Source organism: Candidatus Tisiphia endosymbiont of Micropterix aruncella (assembly GCF_965178575.1).
Classification (GTDB): Bacteria; Pseudomonadota; Alphaproteobacteria; order Rickettsiales; family Rickettsiaceae; genus Tisiphia.
Genome location: NZ_OZ238268.1, coordinates 973958 through 992370, shown reverse-complemented (window position 1 = coordinate 992370; position 18413 = coordinate 973958). Strand labels below are relative to the sequence as shown.

The following is an 18413-nucleotide window of genomic DNA, read 5'->3' as shown; positions in this document are numbered from 1 at the left end:
AAACATGAACACCAAGATTTGGAAACAAGGGGCAAAAGAGGTAAGGAGAGACAATTTGATACAGTTATAATAGATGAAGCAGATAGTATGCTAATAGACAATGGTGGTCATTTAGCAAAATTATCAGAACCTCTACCTAGCATGGAATATTTAGAGCCTTTACTTATTTATATTTGGCATAAAATAAAAGACATGTCAGGTATTTTAACAATTCTAACAACATTAGTCAATAAGGATCTCAATGAAATAGAAAGTTTTAAAAAAATTAAAGATGATTTAGCAGAAAAAGTTAATAAAGCAATTGATGAAGGTAAAATTACTTTACCACAAATAAAAGAACAGCAAAAAGAGATAAAAAATGAACAAGAAAGCTTAGTGGTAGAACAAAAAGATGTTAATATCTTTATTCCTAAGCATCTAGAAGATTATGCAAAAACACAAGTAAATAAATGGGTAGATAATGCTTTTAAGGCTGCTTTTCTTTATAAAAAAGATAGGGAATATACCATAGAAGAAGCCAATGGTCATACAATCATTGTTCCTGTTGATGCTAGTAATACAGGAAGTTTACAAAAGGGTATGATTTGGTCAGATGGTTTACAGCAATTTTTGCAATTAAAACATGGTTTACGATTAACAGCAGAAAGCTGTAATACAAGTTACATTTCCAATATGGGTTACATAAAAAGATATACCGTAGATAAAGACAAAAATGACCCATCGATATTTGGTTTTACTGGAACATTAGGTGGAGAGCAGGAACAAGATTTACTTAGTCAATCTTATGAGCAGCTAAGTTTTTTAAAGATTCCTACTTATAAAAAGAAAAATTTTACTAAAGAACCAACTTTATTAAAATTTTCGCAAGATGAGTGGTTAAAATGTATAGTAGAAAATACTATAAAAATAATAGAAACTAGAGCGGTACTTTTAATATGTGAAACCATAGAAGAAGCAAAATTAATATATGAAGCTATAAAAAAAACAGGGCATGATAGTAAAAATTTAAAGCTTTACTTAAAAGATGACCAGTCAAATGTTACTGAAGAAAGAATAGAGGTTGGCGATATTTTAGTGGCAACTAATTTGGCTGGACGTGGTACTGACCTTAAAATATCAGATGAGTTAGCGAGTAATGGTGGTATGCATGTATGTGTAACATTCATTCCAGCTAATCAAAGAGTAGAAGAACAAGCATTAGGGAGAACTGCAAGGCAGGGTAACCCTGGTAGTGGGCAACTTATTATAAAAGAAAATAAATTCGTTAAAGAATTAAAAAAATATGTTGATGAATATTTAAAAACTAACGGGGAAGAAAGCTCTTCAGAAGCTAATTATATAAAATATATAGAAGCTATGAGAGATATATATGAAAAACAAAGGGTTGAAGAAATTATTGAAGTTAAACTGAAATCGATAGATATTGCAGATAAGTTATTTAACAGATTTTCTGAGTTATGTCAGGATTTAAAAAAACAGAATGCTGATATTTTTTGGTTTCATATTGTTATAAAAGCAATAGAAGAACGCTGGGGGTTTTGGTTAAAAGAGCAAGGTCTAGATAATAAAACACAGATTGGGGAACGTGAAGAACAAGAGATTGATAATAAATTTAAAGAGTTTGAACAGGGAATAAAGTCATCTTTTAAAGTTAATCCTGATAAAGAAGAAATTTTAGAAGTAATAAGAAACCCTTATTATTTAATAGATATCGGTAGATATTGTTTAAAGGATAGAGATTTTTATTTTGCTAAAAAAGCTCTTGAAAAAGCGATATTGTTAGCCAATGATGATGTTGTTGCAGCAGGAGCTTATTACTTATTAGCGTTTGTAGAAATTGAATTAGGTAAAGCAGCTGAAAATATATTAAAGAAAGCGGTAGAGTCGCTTATTAGATTTCTAAAATTTGATGATGATGATAATGACAGAAAAGCCACTATAGACAAATCTACCGAAAATTTAAATAAAGCAAAACAAGGATTAGAAAAAATTCGAGATTTGTATACTGATATTTTCAGAGCTTGTATTCTTCTTTTCCCTGATCAAGATACGGAAGAGAAAAGTAAAGCTTCATTATTAACAGAACATTTACTTTCTAAAATAACATTATTAAATGTATATCAATTATATATTGGTTGTAATAAAACTAATATAGAAAAGTACAAAGAAGATGGTGAAGGATATATAGCAGTAAAAGAAAAAATTAAATTTAAATTACAAGCTATTGATTTTGGTGGAAATGTAAATATAGAAGAGATGAAATTTAAGAATGATACAGAAAAAAATGAAGCCAAGGAGAATATTAAAAAAGCTAAGGAGGTAGAAGATAATCTAAAAAAAACGATAAAGATACTAGAGATACAAGAAGTGTCAGGACTTGGGTTTAACCCTCAGTACAGGACAAAGAGATTAAGGAGAGAATAAAAAATAGTAGATAACGCGTAGCCAAAGCTCTATTACTTAGGTTATTGAAGACTTAAGAGGCAAGAGAATGAGTACAGCGTTATCACAATTAATAGGAGACTACTTTTTTAATAGTTTTGCAAGCATAAAATTAATAGAACAAATAATATTAGGATTACTGCAAGTGAGAGATGTAAATCTTACCCAGCTTGCCTTAACGATAAAAGGAGATAAGCAAGAATCACGCTATAAGAAATTACAGAGATTTTTTGCCAAATGTGAATTATCATATACGTCCTTAGCCAAGTTATTGGTGAAGTTGGCTGGAATTGATGCTGATCAATGGTTACTAGTGCTTGATCGGACAAATTGGAAATTTGGCAAGCTTGACATCAATATTTTAGTATTATCTATTTGCCATAAAGGCATTGCTATACCAATTATGTGGGATATGTTGCCAAAAGCAGGAACTTCTAATAACGTTGAACGTCAGCAATTAATGGAAAGGTTTATGAGTGTGTTTGGCATAGAGAAAATGTCAGCATTGCTTGGGATCGGGAGTTTATTGGTGATTTATGGCTAAAGTTTTTAGCCGATAAAATGATACCATTTTATATTAGAATCAAAGCCAATCTTACCATTGGCAGAGCAGAAGATGAGTTAGTTACTGCTAATCATTTAATTAAGAAGTTACAGAATGGTGAATATATGTTGTTTAAAGGAAAAAGATATTTGGGTAAGAATTATAAAGGACCTAAAGTATCTGTGGCTGCACTGCGTAATGATGAAGGCGTATTAGTAATCATAGCTACCAATGATAATCCGCATGTAGCACTAAATATATATAAAAAAAGATGGGAAATAGAAAGCCTTTTTGCTTGCCTTAAGACGCGGGGCTTCAATTTTGAAAATACCCATATAATACATTTAGATAGAATTAGTAAATTGCTTGGTTTACTTGCTATAGCATTTACTTTTGCTTATGTTGTGGGTCAATGGCAAAATTCTATCAAACCTATAAAGCTTAAAAAACATGGTAGAAAGTCTATCTCCTTATTCAGGTATGGCTTAGATTATTTGCAGAGAATATTTTTGAATATTGAAGAAATGATGGAAAAATGGATGGAAGTTATAACAAAATTTATTAAGCCAATAATACCATCTTTACTCCGATTATCACCTTGTTAATCTCTTTGTCCTGTACTGAGCTTTTTTACAAACTAGGTCAATTTCAAAATGCATTAGTATCTATTGCTAATGCTACTGCTATTGAAAAAACCGGTGAGATGTATTATTTAGAAGGTCAAATCTATCAAGAGCTAAGCCAATATCCTCAAGCAGAATTATCTCTTAAGAAGTCACTGGAACTTCAAGACAACTCTGACGTACGTGATGCTCTTATTTTTGTTTTAGCACAGCAAAGCAAATATTCAGAGGTAGACTTAATTAGTGGTAATAGTACAATAAATCAGCATAATACCTTAGATATAGATATAGATATAAATACAACTCAAACTGATTTATACGATACCCCTACTGAAGCAGAGATTAATAATGAAAAATATACGCATTATTACAATAATAGTATTTGGTCACTTCGTACAAAAGGCTATGATAAAGCGTTAAAATTTATTCAGCAAGCTTTAAGTGAAAAAGCAACCGGTTCAGCATATTATATCAAAGGTCTTATCTTAAAAGAGCAAGGATATTACGATCAAGCGTTAGCCGATTTTGATACGGCTCTATTATCCGATAATGATAATAGAGATAAAGCTTATAGTATACATTGTCAACGAAGTATGGTCTATTCCAAGCTATCTCGTTATGATGAATCTTTAGCAGCAGTTAATAAGGCTTTACAGAGAAAAAAAACAGGTTTTTTAGCTAATTGTATCAAGGGTAAAATTTTATGGATACAGGAAAAAGACACGGAGGCATTATTCTTTTTAGATAAGTGTTTAGACTTTCAGCCTGATCCAGAGATATATTATATTAAGAGCTTAATCTTAGACAAACAGCAAAACTATGAAGGGGCGTTAGAGGCTATTAATATGTGCCTAAAACATAACGGTGGGAGTTCTGAGGTTGTAGGGGATCATAGACATAATGTTCAACAGACCGCCGTAGCTTATAAGTTAAAAGAGTTAGAGTATTTCACTAGTAAATTAGGTACTATAGATCGTCCGTTTAAATATATTGAGATGTTTAATCATGATATTGATTTTTCAGTAGAACTCACAGGGGATATAGACATGAACCCATAAAATTGTATACTTGCAGTAACACTGTGCAAAATCGGCATGTAATATAGCAGCTTATGAAAATTATGATGATTGTCGAAGTTTTGCTGCAAGTTTGGGATTAGTGCCTAAGCAAAATAGCACAGGTGGTAAAACAAGTCTTGGCTCTATCACTAAGAAAGGAGATAGATATATCGGAACTATGCTAATACAAGGAGCAAGGTCTGTGGTTGTTAGGGCAAAAATGCAAGAGAATCCTACTGATAGTTTAGCAAAATGGGCAAAGAAATTAATGGAAAGGATGAGCTTTAACAAGGCTGCGGTGGCAATAGCAAACAAATTGGCTAGAATAGCGTATGTATGTGTTATAAGAAAATGTGCATATGCTTGATAGTTGATGATGGTGGATATAGATTTATCTGTATTTTATTTATATAAAAAGAAGAAGTAAGTAAATAACCCCTGTTGCCAATTAATTTTGTATATCAAAAAGTTCTATAGGAAGCAAACTTTTGATAGAAGGTTTGTTTTCTAGGATATTGGGAACATTGTTACAATTGGAACAGACCACATAGCTCTTTAGGCGGTAAAACTCCAAATGAAAAATATATAGAATTGATTTATCAAACTCCACTTTATGAAGAAGTTAGTGAAAAATATGATCCTTCTAAAGAGGAGATTTTAATCCATGGGTACAATAAGAATTTAGCAACAAAAATGTTGAAACGATGTCTGTGAATCCCACACAATTTATTTTATCTAACAATGCCCCAAATGACAAAATATGCAAAATGACAACATGTAGTCATTAAAAAAATTTAGTTTTCTATCCCATACATCGCATACTAAGCCCATTTTATGGCACAATTTTGATCCTACCCATCTCGAAGATAAGTTGCGTACTCACGTACTTCATATATGCCTAGCACGCTCAACCTTTGTTTTACGTTCCAATTTCCAAATTATTTGAGATATATACCTGTTTAGTCGTATTTTTATATATAGACTAGCAATAATTAGTACTTCTAATAACTCATGCCTTTTAGATTTTTTAACCGAATGACATTGTCCCATTAGCTACCCCCTAATAATTCTATATCTTGTGTGTGATTTTCTAATACATTCAGATTACTCTCATTACTATTAACTACTTGACCTTTAGGGACATATGCACTATATGCAAGCTTGCTAGCATATTCCCGGTTCACATTCTCATTTATTTCAACATTATTATTAACAACTAGTTTCCGGTGATATTTTTCTCCAGTCATCATACGCATTACTACATCTGCTAGTGTTAATGTACTATTAACATCCACTTCATAATTTTTAGATACAGAATTTATACCTGAATCATCCGACGACAAGCTAGGAAGACTTTCTGGAGCATGCTTGTTGCCTAATACATTATCTCTACGCACTATATGATGTGAACTATTTTCTCCATGATGATGACTATGTTTATGATGAGCCAATCCTAAATCAACAGATGGTGTCGTTAGTGCAGATACACTATCTTGATCAATTGCTGTGGTTTGTATCTGACTATTCAATTCAGGTTTAGCACTTAGTAGCTCTATCACATTATTACTCTCAGTACTGCTTGTATTAGGTTGATCACTATTAAAATATTGAGATGCAATACATGGACTTTTAATTGAAGGATATAGCTTTTCTTTTATACTTGTGAAAAGCTCCTCATCTACAATTATATTAAATTCATCATTTACTTCAGACATAGTAGCTACTTTGCTAACTTTATTTACAGGCATGTTTAATCTTGATGCCACGTCTTCTACGGTCGTTTTTAGCTCTTTGTTAAAAGAAATTCCAGGCAGAATCGTCTCCTTTTTAATATAAGGCACTGTTACATTGCTACTTACCATGTTTTGTATATTATTTAATTCTTCCAAAGAATAAATCATATAAAAGTATAAGGGGAATCCAGCGGCGTTATATATCAATTGTAAAGGGTGATTTATACAATTGTTTATAACAGGATTTATACAACCAGTCATAGCATAATATTCTGTTCTACTAGATGTATCTTGGTTATGTGTCTGATCTTGTAGTTGTTTTGCATGTCCACTCTCTATTTGAGAGTCTATATACGCTAATATCTTGTTATATTGATCCTTAGTTAAATCTAATGCTTTGGTATGAATAAATGTATTATTATCTGCTCTCTGTATACTCTTAAAATTACCTATCATTTTCTTTTCTTCAGCATCTGTTAGTTTTGTTTTACGTTGTAATATATTCAAATCTATAGGAGATTGACCAATATATTTTGTCGCTTTGTTATCTTCTTTTACACGAACAACAAAGTTTTCTATAGAAAACTCTGTTGACAATTGTTCTGTATTATTACCTGATAACCTTTGTACACTATATATAATTTCTAAGACATGATGGTCACAAGATGCAACATTTATTTTTTGTAATACAGAGATTTTATTTGGATCGTTAACATTTGGATTTAACGTCCTTAACTCTTCTGCTGACATATTATGAGCTTTCGCAATAGTGCCAAAGGTATCTTTTCTTTTTACTATATAAATTCCTTTAAATTCCATTTCCCCGCATTCTACGAAATCAGCTCTTAGTTCTGCCCTATCTTTCCAAGCAGGCTGAGCATTTCTCATTATTTTTGCTGTTTGAACATAATCCCCAGCAATCAGAGATTCTTTTAATGCGGAAATATTGCCTTTTTGGAAAGCATGATCCATCACTCCAATCTGACGTGCTAGATTGAGCTGATCCCAACACTCCTCTCCTATTTGTTCTTTAATTTCCTTATATTTCTGATTAATGGAGTATTCTAATAAACTTTGAGAAATTGTAGTGTCAATGGTGAAATCTAAATTCTCTAACTGCTTCTTCAAATGTGATGTATCACGACCTCGAGATTTTGCATCTGCATAATCTACAATAATTTGATATTGGTCAGAAGTTAACTTGATTCCTCTTTCCTTTAAGAATTTTTCTGAATATGCTTGCCATCCATCTGGCACTTTATTAATTAGAGCAAAACCAATACCAATGGTTGGTACTCCATAACCATCATCATAGATTTTGAGCTTCTCACCACCCTCAGGTTCTGTTACAAACTCGGCAAATTTCTTATTAAACTCTTCTGTAATCATTTTAACCTCCCTTTGGTTCTTGCACTAAAAAATTTAGCATTTGATACACCTTCTTTACGCTTTAAGAAAATTTTACTTACTTCACCTTTTGATTTAAAATTGGTTGTCCTTATTTCATAAAAATAATTTTTACCTTGATACTTAAAAATGCCACTTACCGCATCTCCCCAAAAAGGATGGGTAGAAAATATTTTTTGACTATATAAACATTTATTAGGGTCAAAATGTAGGTAAGATCCTACTATACTAAAATCTTCTATTTGCCTATTTATATCATGTAATTTACCATTCATTCTAACCTCTCTATAATCATCACAATACAAAATGTATTCTTGCTTGTTATTGCTAGTATTGAATAAATTAAATCGATAAATCTTCATTTTGCCATTACATCGATCTATATCAATAGCACTTGCAAACTCATCCCTTTCATCTTCTAGGGTTTTTTCTATTTCTTCAGGTGAACCTTCAAGAATCACAGTAGGCCACCATTTATACATGTCAATAGGTTTTTTATCTGGGCAAGCTTTGTTATATTGAGCTATTTCTGGGTCTGTAAGTGTTTTACCTCTTGCTATTGGCTCAATATGTTCAATGCTATTTTGGCTAATAAAGTCTTTTATTATTTGTCGCTCAAACTTTTTTTCCTCTTCAGTAGCTTTCATCGGGTATTCTATTGGAGCCATTTCTTTATCTTTAAAGAAATTCTTAATCCAAACACCTTTTTCTTTTTCTGTTTTAAAATCTATAGCAAAAACATTACTGTTTATTAAGAATGCTATAGAGAACATTAATATTTGTAACATTTTATTACTTATCTTCATCTAATAATCTCACTATAATTTATTATTCCAAATACGTATAAATAACCATAGTACCTTACAATTTTTGTTGTAATGCTGAAGAGAGGTGGATTTATGGAGAGGTGAAGTAGTATAAGGTAGGTATTTTTGGAACAGAATGCACCAAATACTACTTCGAGAATTGATTTTATATATAGATGGAAATAAATCAAGATTAAAATGTTTAACTGGCATGGTAATTAATTTATTAACGGGAAGTTCAATTTATCAAAAAGGTTTAGCACTTGGTATTTTAGGTAATGCAGCAACGTCAAAAACTCATAGAACTTATCATTTTTTAAAAGACTTTATTTTTGATTATATGAAAGTTGCTTCTTTGCTATTTTGTTCTTTAATTTCCTTATATTTCTGATTAATGGAGTATTCTAATAAACTTTGAGAAATTGTAGTGTCAATGGTAAAATCTAAATCCTCTAACTGCTTCTTCAAATGCGATGTACTAAGACCATCAGATTTTACCTTTGCATAATCTACAATAATTTGATATTGGTCAGAAGTTAAATTGATTTCTCTTTTCTTTAATTCATCTTCTGAATATGCTTGCCATCTATATGGCACTTTATTAATTAGAGCAAAACCAATACCAATGGTTGGTACTCCATAACCATCATCATAGATTTTGAGCTTTTCGCCTCCCTCAGGTTCTGTTACAAATTCGGTAAATTTCTTATTAAATTCTTCTGTAATCATTCTAACCTCCCTTTGGTTCTTGCACTAAAAAATTTAGCATTTGATACACCTTCTATACGCTGTAAGAAAATTTTACTTACTTCACCTTCTGATTTAAAATTGGTTGTCCTTATTTCATAAAAATAATTTTTACCTTGATACTTAAAAATGCCACTTACCGCATCTCCCCAAAAAGGATGGGTAGAAAATATTTCTTGACTATATAAACATTTACTAGGGTCAAAATGTAGGTAAGATCCTACTATACTAAAATCTTCCATTTGCCTGTTTATATCATATAATTTACCATTTATTCTAATCGCTCTATAATCATCACAATACAGAATATGTTCTTGCTTGTTATTACTAGTATTGAATAAATTAAATCGATAAATCTTCATTTTGCCATTACATCGCCTTATATCAATAGCACTTGCAAACTCATCATCTGCATCCTTTTCTAGGGTTTTTTCGATTTCTTCAGGTGAACCTTCAAGAATCACAGTAGGCCACCATTTATACATATCAATAGGTTTTTTATCTGGACAAGCTTTGTTAAATTGAGCTATTTCTGGGTCTGTAAGTGTTTTGCCTCTTGCTATTGGTTCAATATGTTCAATGCCATTTTGGCTAATAAAGTCTTTTATTATTTGCCTTCTAAACCTTTTCTCCTCTTCAGTAGCTTTCATCGGGTATTCTATTGGAGCCATTTCTTTATCTTTAAAGAAATTCTTAATCCAAACACCTTTTTCTTTTTCTGTTTTAAAATCTATAGCAAAAACATTACTGTTTATTAAGAATGCTATAGAGAACATTAATATTTGTAACATTTTATTACTTATCTTCATCTAATAATCTCACTATAATTTATTATTCCAAATACGTATAAATAACCATAGTACCCTATAATTTTTGTTGTAATGCTGAAAAGAGTTTGATTTATGGAGAGGTGAAGTAGTATAAGGTAGGTATTTTTGGAACAGAATGCACCAAATACTACTTCGAGAATTGATTTTATATATAGATGGAAATAAATCAAGATTAAAATGTTTAACTGGCATGGTAATTAGTTTATTAACGGGAAGTTCAATTTATCAAAAAGGTTTAGCACTTGGTATTTTAGGTAATGCAGCAACGTCAAAAACTCATAGAACTTATCATTTTTTAAAAGACTTTATTTTTGATTATATGAAAGTTGCTTCTTTGCTATTAAGCTTTTTTGCTTCAAAAAACTATGTTGTAGCAATAGATAACCCCAGTTGCCAATTAAATAGGAGAGATGAAAGGTAGATTTTAAAAGGGATATAGGTTATTTTATCTTTTTCAACCAATAACAAAATAACCTATGAAAAAAGATTTTGCCGCAATTTACTGCAAAACTTACGCTATGTGAGGTTCTAAATAGCGTAAAGAGGGTGAACGCAGCTGCTGTTGCATATAATGATCTAAAAGCCCTAACTTTATTTGACAAACCGTCTTACCTATTTTGTGTGCAGTTCTTTTTAGAAAAGCCCACACTAAAAATACACAACTAATGTGATTACGCTGGATGCGTTGTTTTCTACATTGGCATCGTTCTATACCGGTAAGTTGCTTGATTTCTCTATGCATGCTCTCAATTACCCAACGAAAGCCACACTCATCTTGTACGGCTTTAGAAGATTTTTGAGTTTTGTTATTGGTAACAATATAATCAACTCTGTTGGTAGAAACAGTAAGTTTAAACAAATTAACATGCTTACCTTTTGCAAACCCCTTTATATGAATCTCCACTCCGTTCTTAATTTCCTCATCTGAAAACGTTAACTTGCTAACAGCTTTATAAGGCTTAGAAGAGGAGGTTTTAGTAACGTTTCTATTTGCTTTAATAGGAGCATAATAATATTTACCCAAGGAATCAACATGTTGCATAATTTTATGCGTAGCATACCATGTGTCAAAAAGCACAGTTTGAAAAGGAATCTTTTTGCTATACACAGCATTATTTAACATATTTAATAGGTGTTCTACTTTTGTCGCTCCATCATGTTCGGGCGAAAAAATTCGGTAATCTATTACCCAAAACTTATTAATATCCGGATTATAGTATACCAAACTTACTACTCCTATACCAGTAGTAATACCACCTGTGTCGATAACAAGGTGTAAGACCGTATTTGGTAACAAGGTAATTGTCCGTAAATACTGTAAAAATGGGGTGGATCAAGCAGCCTACTTTAGAAAAAGATATTAATATTTATCCAATATTTTTTAAAATGAGTACAATATGACGTTTATTATGGATAAATTAGGCAATGTTGTCACGAGATGTAATTCTGTATTGAATCAAACTTATCTATACTATATCATATTTTTATCGAAACAGCATACTACCACATTTTATAAAAATTTAACTAAGAATTTCACTACTAGAACATAAATATAATCGAATAATATGATAGTTGAACTTTCAAACACTAACACACATCTCAAGGGGGCTAACACTGTTAAGGAGAGTAATAAGCTGCCTAAAATGCTAGTAGGTACGGATGAATTCTATGACTTAGTAGTTAATAGTGATGTATTTGTTGATAAAAGTCTAATGATCAAAGAATTATTAGAAGATAGCGGTAAGGTTATTCTAATCACTCGGCCAAGACGTTGGGGTAAAAGCCTTAATATGGATATGATTAGGAGGTTCTTAGAAATCGAAGTAGATGAGATAGGTAAGCCTTTAGCTCAAGAAAAGAGAGTAAATCATAAACTCTTTACTGGAGGCATAGTAGATTTGGGCTTTGATGAAACCAAAGAGCTACAGCCTTTAAAAATATCCATTCATAAAAATATAATAAAGCGTCAAGGCCAATTTCCAGTAATATATATAAATTTTAAAGAAGTGAAGGGGAGTAATTATAAGGAAATTGTTAGTAGCATTATAGATCAAATAATAGAATTATACGAAAGATTTAATTATTTAGAACAATATACTCAAGAAGGTAGTAAATTTCTCAGTATCCCACAAAAAGTAAAGTTAAAAAATTATCTAAGTGGTGATATTAATATAAGCTATTTAAAAAATAGCCTGAAGTTTTTAAGTCAAATATTGTATAAACATTTTAAACAAAAAGTATACATATTAATAGATGAATATGATACACCAATTAATAATGCATATTTAGAATTTGGTCATAAAACAAAAGAATTTGAGCAGATTCTTAAGTTGTTTAGAGGAATATTTGGTAGCAGCTTAAAAACGAATCCCTACTTAGAGAAAGGAGTAATTACTGGCATATTACGGGTTGCTAAAGCTAACTTGTTCTCAGACTTGAATAATGTTACTGAATATACTTTACTTGATGATGATTTCTCTAAGTTCTATGGCTTCACTCAAGCAGAGGTAGATGATTTGCTTACAAAAGTACCGCTCGACACTAATACTGAACAAATTAAGGATTGGTATAATGGTTACACCTTTGGTGGAGAGGTCATTTACAATCCGTGGTCAATAATGCAATGTTTAGCACATAAAGGTAAGCTTGATCACTACTGGCTTGATAGTGGTGGTACAGGTTTGATAGATAAAGTATTGTTATCAGATGAAATGCAAGAAGATTTACAGAGTTTAGCTGCGGGCAAAATCATTATTTCACCTATTACCAAACAAATAAGTTTTGCTGATATCAATAAACCAGTAGGATTACTCAGTCTATTACTGTTCAGTGGTTATTTAAATCCTACGGTTCAAAATTCAGAAGAAAATATATATGAATTGTCAGCACCAAATCGGGAAGTAAGGCACATATATAAGGCACGGATGCTACAATGGGTAACTGATCAGTTTAAAATTGATAGTTCTAGATATTACTCATTTGTTAGCTTGCTACCAGCAGGTAAAATAGAGGAATTTAAAGAACGGTTACAAGAATTGTTGGTAAATTCTACCAGTTTTCATCAAACAGGGGAGAAAAAGGCAGAATTATTTTATAGTGGCTTTATGTTAGGGCTTATTAACATGTTATCACCTAGTTATATAATAGCAAGTGAACAGGAGTCAGGAAGTGGAAGAGCTGATATTATCATGATTCCAAAAGCTGGTAAAGGAGATAAGGCAATTATTATTGAGTATAAGATAGCAAAAAATGCAGAAGATTTAGTTTCAGTAGCTAAAATAGGATTGAACCAGATTATAGATAAACAATATGATGTAAAAATAAGACAGTATCAATATGTTAAGCAAATACTAAAAATTTCTATGGCTTTTTGCGGTAAGAATATGGAGTTACAATACCAAGTTACAGAGCTTTAGTAATAGACTGTAAGCGTTTGAATAACTAATAATTTTACGTCTATCGTGGTTCTGAAATTGTCCACTACGCCCCGCCATTCGGTACAAGTTGTCGTTTTTTCAAAAATATTGCAGCGGGAAACGTAGGGAGGTCTCAAGTTTTTTGCCCCTGACGTTTAAGGTTCTGAAATACGAAATTTATCATTCAGATTGCGTTTTTGAGGCATTTACCTTTAAAAGTTTCATAGGCCTCAGATGCTAGAGTTATTAGCGTTGTAGCGGTATCAGTAAATTTATCGTCTGCTTCATCATAAGTTTTCAGTAAACGATCAATTTCATATTGGCGATCTTTTAATTGTTGTTTTTTTCTTTGAAATTCTTCTGTACTAAGTTCTCCATTGAGTCGCAAATCTATTAATGAATTTAATCTATTCTCATTTTCGGTATGTTCTTTCTTTAACATAGAGACGTTAATTCGGGATAAGGATTAGTAAAAATAGCAGACATATATACACTACGAAGAGCAATTAATGTATGAATTCACAGAAATGCAATTTATACATATCCAAAATCTTGTATTAGTTATAGCTAAAGCATTTTTACTAATCCTTATCCCGAATTGACGTGTATTCTTACTCTTACAGTGTTCTTCAATATATTTATCAAAAAAAACTGTTTAAAGGTTAGCTCAGTTGCCTTAGTTGGTTGATGATTTATTTCATTGTTTAAAATAGGTGACTTGTTAAAAGGGTGAATGCCTTTGTTGATCTGACCCTTGATTTCAACGGCTTTTTCTCTAGCTTCTACAAGAGAAATATCATTAGGTAACTTCTCGAATCTATCATTATACGTCAGTTCGGGATAAGATATAGATGAAATAGTAATAGATAAAAGGATTGTCAAAAAGGAGTGCCTGCAGTATTTATATTTTTAAACAAAAAAACAAACTACAGGCATGAAAAAAGATATCACAGAATTATATAGTTTTATAGATGATTTTTGTAAAATTTATTTGGAGTATGAACAGAGAAAGTTATTACCATCAAATAAGCAGAGAAATCGCTGTTGTAGCATGAGTTTAAGTGAAATGTTAACAATAATAATTATGTTTCATACATCCTATGCTAAGAATTTTAAATTTTTCTATAAAAGTTATATAGAGTGCATGCATAAGGATGATTTCCCTAAAGCCTTGAGTTATAATAGATTTGTTGAATTAATGGCACGATTATTCATACCGCTAAATATGTTGATTCATTTGTTGTTTGGTGAAGAAACAGGTATTTATTTTATTGACTCTACAACGATTAAAGCTTGTCACAATAAAAGGCGTTATAGCAATAAAGTTTTTAAAGGATTAGCCAAACATAGTAAATCCTCTATGGGGTATTTTTATGGTTTTAAATTACATGTAATAATCAATAATAAAGGGGAGTTTATGGCATTAAAAGTGACCAAAGGCAATGTAGATGATAGGGTTCCAGTACCGGAGTTAACAAAAAGATTAACTGGAATTATAGCAGCTGATAAAGGTTATATTAAACAAAATTTGTTCTTAAATTTATATGAAAGAGGCTTAAAAATGATTCATGGAATTAAGAAGAATATGGAAAATAAATTAATGGATTTGAAAGAAAAAATCTTACTTCGAAAGCGTAACTTAATTGAAACAGTTTTTGATTATCTAAAAAATAAAATGAACCTTGAACATACTAGACATAGATCACCAATAAATGCCTTTGTCCATATATTATCTACTCTTGTTGCTTATTCATTAAAGAAAAATAAACCTTCAACAAAATTTGATTTTAATCTACATGTTCTCAATATCCTTATCCCGAATTGACGTGATATGACAAAACATCTCAGAACTTTTTGGGTGCTGTTTATATGGCTTCCATGGTAATTTGGCTCAATTGATGACACACCCTAAATTCTTTTTTAAAGATAATAAGTTATTTGTAAATTAAAGATTGAAAAGTTAGTTTTAAATGCTAATATTAATGGACGTAAATATAAAAAATTCTGTGGAGGAGTCTATTAATGATTGATCGTTATAAAGCTACAAAAGCAATTATCTTATCACGTGTTTCATCAAAAGATCAACAAGAAGGTTATTCTCTTGAGGTACAAACTGATAGATTGGAAAAATATTGTGAGCGTAAGGGGTTATTTATTTTAGACCGCTTTAAGCTTGTTGAATCATCGACCAAAGGTGATCGTAAACATTTTATGGAAATTATCAAATTTATAAAAAAGCAACGTGAGCCTATTGCTTTTGTAGCTGATAAAGTTGATCGTATTCAAAGAAGCCAAAAAGAAACACCTATTTTAGATGATCTAATAAGGCAAGGCAAGTTAGAACTACATTTTAACAGTGAGGGTTATGTAATCCATCAGCATTCCAGCGCACATGAATTAATGATGTGGGGTATGAGTGTTGTATTTGCCAAATCTCATACTGATCTGCTTAGCGAGAATGTTAGGAAAAGTTTTAAACAAAAAATAGAAGTACATGGAGAGTGGTATGGTCCAGCTCCTATTGGCTATGTAAATAAACGGGATGAAAGGGGGAGAGGACTAATAGTGGTAGACCCAATGAGTGGTCCAATAATAAAAAAAATCTTTGAAACTTATGCTACAGGAGTTTATACTTTGTCTGAAATGGTAGCCAAAGCCAAAGAGTGGGGTTTAAGGAGTAAAAAGGGTTTTCATTTTACTAAATCACCTTTGCATCGACTTTTACAAAATCCATTTTATTACGGAGAAATGAGGATTAAAGAAGAATTGTGGCCTCATAAGTATGAACCACTTACCACAAGAGAGATTTTTATGGCATGCGAAACAGTAAGAAATGGCTGGAATAAAACACCTTTTCAGTATAGAGGTAAAGAATTTTTATTTAGGGGTATTCTCAAATGTGCTGTTACTGATAAACTAATTACTGCTGATACTAAAACCAAAAGATACAAAAATGGTAAAGTATCAGAATGGACTTATTTACGTACTTGGGATCCACAAAATCCTGAAAAGATGATTTGGGTCAGAGAAGATCAAATAGTGCTGCAGCTTGAAGAAGTACTGAAAAGCTTAAAAATCAAAGATCCTGAAATATTAAAACAGACGATGGAATATCTTATGAATGTTAATCACGGAAAAGCACATGAATTTAATCGTGAAGTTGGTGCATTAAAGCAAGAACATACCCAAATTCAAAATAAACTTGACTCGATTGTAGACTTAGTTACAGAAGGGGTTTTAACTAGAGAAGAATTTTTGCGTAAGAAAACACAATTAAGAGATAGGCAATATGAAGTAAGTGAACTGATTAAAAGTTATGATAAGGTAGATGACAAATTATCAAAAAAGCTTGTAGACCTGATAAGTATTACTACAAACGCCTATGAAACTTTTAGGGATTCGACGATAGCTGAAAAACGGGAATTACTAAATTTTATGTTTGCGAACCTAAATCTTAATGGTTCAAACCTAGAGTACACCTTGGCTTTTCCCTTCACAGAACTAGCAAAATTAACCAATTGTCCCATTTGGCGGAGAGAGAGGGATTCGAACCCTCGATACGGTTAACCCGTATAACGGTTTAGCAAACCGTCGCCTTCAGCCTCTCGGCCACCTCTCCAAGTCATAATATGATTATATTATGAGTCACTTATAGCATTGAATCGTTTATATTTCTATAATTATTTTATATAAGTTCAACAGGTATAAGTATACAATTCGACTTTCAAAATATACGAAAAAATGCTTTGACCGCTGCTTTATCTCGGTATTTCCTTAGTAAAAAATCTATAGTGTTACCCAATGAATCAACTGCTCTGTAAAGATTTTACTTTAATATAAGTTTCGTCCATTCTCCAACTGTTACCCACTGGCTTTTTGCCTTTCCGTACTCGCATATCTATTAACTTGTGATACTAATTATCTTTCAATATAGAATGAAGATACGTCAATTCGGGATAAGGATTAGTAAAAATGCTTTAGCTATAACTAATACAAGATTTTGGATATGTATAAATTGCATTCCTGTGAATTCATACATTAATTGCTCTTCGTAGTGTATATATGTCTGCTATTTTTACTAATCCTTATCCCGAATTAACGTTTAATATAACCTTTATCAGCTGCTATAATTCCAGTTAATCTTTTTGTTAACTCCGGTACTGGAACCCTATCATCTACATTGCCTTTGGTCACTTTTAATGCCATAAACTCCCCTTTATTATTGATTATTACATGTAATTTAAAACCATAAAAATACCCCATAGAGGATTTACTATGTTTGGCTAATCCTTTAAAAACTTTATTGCTATAACGCCTTTTATTGTGACAAGCTTTAATCGTTGTAGAGTCAATAAAATAAATACCTGTTTCTTCACCAAACAACAAATGAATCAACATATTTAGCGGTATGAATAATCGTGCCATTAATTCAACAAATCTATTATAACTCAAGGCTTTAGGGAAATCATCCTTATGCATGCACTCTATATAACTTTTATAGAAAAATTTAAAATTCTTAGCATAGGATGTATGAAACATAATTATTATTGTTAACATTTCACTTAAACTCATGCTACAACAGCGATTTCTCTGCTTATTTGATGGTAATAACTTTCTCTGTTCATACTCCAAATAAATTTTACAAAAATCATCTATAAAACTATATAATTCTGTGATATCTTTTTTCATGCCTGTAGTTTGTTTTTTTGTTTAAAAATATAAATACTGCAGGCACTCCTTTTTGACAATCCTTTTATCTATTACTATTTCATCTATATCTTATCCCGAACTGACGTATTACACAACA

18 protein-coding genes, 1 tRNA gene and 2 pseudogenes are annotated in these 18413 nt (G+C 31.3%); 10 read left to right on the top strand and 11 right to left on the bottom strand.

The window, feature by feature from the left end:
* The first annotated feature begins 18 nt into the window (after window positions 1–18).
* From ACN1AG_RS04975 to ACN1AG_RS04955, 5 genes are all read left to right on the top strand, one after another.
* Window positions 19–2424: a hypothetical protein gene (locus ACN1AG_RS04975; RefSeq protein ID WP_417904553.1), complete on the top strand. Its 2406-nt coding sequence runs from the start codon at window positions 19–21 to the stop codon at window positions 2422–2424.
* A 67-nt stretch (window positions 2425–2491) separates the two neighbouring features.
* Window positions 2492–2986 (top strand): hypothetical protein, encoded by a 495-nt coding sequence (locus tag ACN1AG_RS04970; RefSeq protein ID WP_417904552.1) that lies wholly within the window; start codon window positions 2492–2494, stop codon window positions 2984–2986.
* The gene (locus ACN1AG_RS04965; protein ID WP_417905595.1) at window positions 2899–3591 is read left to right on the top strand and encodes a transposase; all 693 of its coding nucleotides are present in this window, start codon (window positions 2899–2901) and stop codon (window positions 3589–3591) included. The genes ACN1AG_RS04970 and ACN1AG_RS04965 overlap by 88 nt, the downstream gene beginning before the upstream one ends.
* Window positions 3592–3596: 5 nt before the next feature.
* Entirely contained in the window at window positions 3597–4667 is a 1071-nt protein-coding gene (locus ACN1AG_RS04960; protein WP_417904551.1) for a tetratricopeptide repeat protein, read from the top strand.
* Between the two features lie 100 nt (window positions 4668–4767).
* On the top strand, window positions 4768–5034 hold the full coding sequence (locus ACN1AG_RS04955; protein ID WP_417904550.1) for a transposase: 267 nt from the start codon (window positions 4768–4770) through the stop codon (window positions 5032–5034).
* A gap of 521 nt (window positions 5035–5555) precedes the next feature.
* On the opposite strand, the gene ACN1AG_RS04950 is transcribed toward ACN1AG_RS04955, so the two are convergent.
* The 3 genes from ACN1AG_RS04950 to ACN1AG_RS04940 are packed head-to-tail and all read right to left on the bottom strand — an operon-like array spanning window position 5556 to window position 8595.
* A complete protein-coding gene (locus tag ACN1AG_RS04950) occupies window positions 5556–5717 on the bottom strand; it encodes a hypothetical protein (RefSeq protein WP_417904549.1) in 162 nt (53 codons plus the stop codon).
* Window positions 5717–7789, bottom strand: a complete 2073-nt coding sequence (locus tag ACN1AG_RS04945; protein ID WP_417904548.1) for a LysM peptidoglycan-binding domain-containing protein — start codon at window positions 7787–7789, stop codon at window positions 5717–5719. Before ACN1AG_RS04945 ends, ACN1AG_RS04950 begins: the two co-directional genes overlap by 1 nt.
* Window positions 7786–8595, bottom strand: a complete 810-nt coding sequence (locus tag ACN1AG_RS04940; RefSeq protein WP_417904547.1) for a hypothetical protein — start codon at window positions 8593–8595, stop codon at window positions 7786–7788. The genes ACN1AG_RS04945 and ACN1AG_RS04940 overlap by 4 nt, the downstream gene beginning before the upstream one ends.
* 154 nt (window positions 8596–8749) lie before the next feature.
* On the opposite strand from ACN1AG_RS04940, the gene ACN1AG_RS04935 reads away from it, so the two are divergent.
* Window positions 8750–9004 (top strand): hypothetical protein, encoded by a 255-nt coding sequence (locus tag ACN1AG_RS04935; protein ID WP_417904546.1) that lies wholly within the window; start codon window positions 8750–8752, stop codon window positions 9002–9004.
* On the opposite strand, the gene ACN1AG_RS04930 is transcribed toward ACN1AG_RS04935, so the two are convergent.
* Window positions 8950–9342, bottom strand: coding sequence for a hypothetical protein (locus tag ACN1AG_RS04930; protein WP_417904545.1), 393 nt, complete (start codon window positions 9340–9342; stop codon window positions 8950–8952). The two genes, ACN1AG_RS04935 and ACN1AG_RS04930, sit on opposite strands and share 55 nt — an antisense overlap.
* Window positions 9339–10151: a hypothetical protein gene (locus ACN1AG_RS04925; RefSeq protein ID WP_417904544.1), complete on the bottom strand. Its 813-nt coding sequence runs from the start codon at window positions 10149–10151 to the stop codon at window positions 9339–9341. The genes ACN1AG_RS04930 and ACN1AG_RS04925 overlap by 4 nt, the downstream gene beginning before the upstream one ends.
* A 154-nt stretch (window positions 10152–10305) precedes the next feature.
* Here ACN1AG_RS04925 and ACN1AG_RS04920 point away from each other — a divergent pair, with 154 nt between their 5' ends.
* A complete protein-coding gene (locus ACN1AG_RS04920) occupies window positions 10306–10611 on the top strand; it encodes a hypothetical protein (RefSeq protein WP_417904543.1) in 306 nt (101 codons plus the stop codon).
* A 90-nt stretch (window positions 10612–10701) separates the two neighbouring features.
* Here the strand turns inward: ACN1AG_RS04920 and ACN1AG_RS04915 are convergent, their stop codons facing one another.
* Window positions 10702–11487 (bottom strand): transposase, encoded by a 786-nt coding sequence (locus tag ACN1AG_RS04915; protein WP_417904542.1) that lies wholly within the window; start codon window positions 11485–11487, stop codon window positions 10702–10704.
* A gap of 268 nt (window positions 11488–11755) precedes the next feature.
* Here ACN1AG_RS04915 and ACN1AG_RS04910 point away from each other — a divergent pair, with 268 nt between their 5' ends.
* Window positions 11756–13606 (top strand): AAA family ATPase, encoded by a 1851-nt coding sequence (locus tag ACN1AG_RS04910; RefSeq protein WP_417904541.1) that lies wholly within the window; start codon window positions 11756–11758, stop codon window positions 13604–13606.
* A gap of 184 nt (window positions 13607–13790) precedes the next feature.
* Here the strand turns inward: ACN1AG_RS04910 and ACN1AG_RS04905 are convergent, their stop codons facing one another.
* On the bottom strand, window positions 13791–14048 hold the full coding sequence (locus tag ACN1AG_RS04905) for a hypothetical protein (RefSeq protein ID WP_417904540.1): 258 nt from the start codon (window positions 14046–14048) through the stop codon (window positions 13791–13793).
* Window positions 14049–14194: 146 nt separating this feature from the next.
* Entirely contained in the window at window positions 14195–14488 is a 294-nt protein-coding gene (locus tag ACN1AG_RS04900; RefSeq protein WP_417904539.1) for a hypothetical protein, read from the bottom strand.
* Window positions 14489–14540: 52 nt separating this feature from the next.
* On the opposite strand from ACN1AG_RS04900, the gene ACN1AG_RS04895 reads away from it, so the two are divergent.
* Window positions 14541–15431: an IS982 family transposase gene (locus ACN1AG_RS04895; RefSeq protein ID WP_367363772.1), complete on the top strand. Its 891-nt coding sequence runs from the start codon at window positions 14541–14543 to the stop codon at window positions 15429–15431.
* A gap of 197 nt (window positions 15432–15628) precedes the next feature.
* A complete protein-coding gene (locus ACN1AG_RS04890) occupies window positions 15629–17173 on the top strand; it encodes a recombinase family protein (RefSeq protein WP_417904538.1) in 1545 nt (514 codons plus the stop codon).
* On the opposite strand, the gene ACN1AG_RS04885 is transcribed toward ACN1AG_RS04890, so the two are convergent.
* From ACN1AG_RS04885 to ACN1AG_RS04875, 3 genes and pseudogenes are all read right to left on the bottom strand, one after another.
* A tRNA-Ser gene (locus ACN1AG_RS04885) sits at window positions 17135–17225 on the bottom strand. The genes ACN1AG_RS04890 and ACN1AG_RS04885 overlap by 39 nt on opposite strands.
* A 114-nt stretch (window positions 17226–17339) precedes the next feature.
* Window positions 17340–17511: pseudogene (locus ACN1AG_RS04880) on the bottom strand (DDE-type integrase/transposase/recombinase); the annotation flags it as partial.
* A 193-nt stretch (window positions 17512–17704) separates the two neighbouring features.
* Window positions 17705–18295, bottom strand: a pseudogene (locus ACN1AG_RS04875) (IS982 family transposase); the annotation flags it as partial.
* Between the last annotated feature and the right edge of the window lie 118 nt (window positions 18296–18413).

Bases quoted from the DNA above. Each gene is read 5' to 3' on its own strand.
- ACN1AG_RS04925 (WP_417904544.1), bottom strand. From the start codon at position 10,151: ATGTTACAAATATTAATGTTCTCTATAGCATTCTTAATAAACAGTAAT.
- ACN1AG_RS04905 (WP_417904540.1), bottom strand. From the start codon at position 14,048: ATGTTAAAGAAAGAACATACCGAAAATGAGAATAGATTAAATTCATTA.
- ACN1AG_RS04935 (WP_417904546.1), top strand. From the start codon at position 8,750: ATGCACCAAATACTACTTCGAGAATTGATTTTATATATAGATGGAAAT.
- ACN1AG_RS04910 (WP_417904541.1), top strand. From the start codon at position 11,756: ATGATAGTTGAACTTTCAAACACTAACACACATCTCAAGGGGGCTAAC.
- ACN1AG_RS04890 (WP_417904538.1), top strand. From the start codon at position 15,629: ATGATTGATCGTTATAAAGCTACAAAAGCAATTATCTTATCACGTGTT.
- ACN1AG_RS04930 (WP_417904545.1), bottom strand. From the start codon at position 9,342: ATGATTACAGAAGAATTTAATAAGAAATTTACCGAATTTGTAACAGAA.
- ACN1AG_RS04945 (WP_417904548.1), bottom strand. From the start codon at position 7,789: ATGATTACAGAAGAGTTTAATAAGAAATTTGCCGAGTTTGTAACAGAA.
- ACN1AG_RS04970 (WP_417904552.1), top strand. From the start codon at position 2,492: ATGAGTACAGCGTTATCACAATTAATAGGAGACTACTTTTTTAATAGT.
- ACN1AG_RS04895 (WP_367363772.1), top strand. From the start codon at position 14,541: ATGAAAAAAGATATCACAGAATTATATAGTTTTATAGATGATTTTTGT.
- ACN1AG_RS04920 (WP_417904543.1), top strand. From the start codon at position 10,306: ATGCACCAAATACTACTTCGAGAATTGATTTTATATATAGATGGAAAT.
- ACN1AG_RS04940 (WP_417904547.1), bottom strand. From the start codon at position 8,595: ATGTTACAAATATTAATGTTCTCTATAGCATTCTTAATAAACAGTAAT.
- ACN1AG_RS04950 (WP_417904549.1), bottom strand. From the start codon at position 5,717: ATGGGACAATGTCATTCGGTTAAAAAATCTAAAAGGCATGAGTTATTA.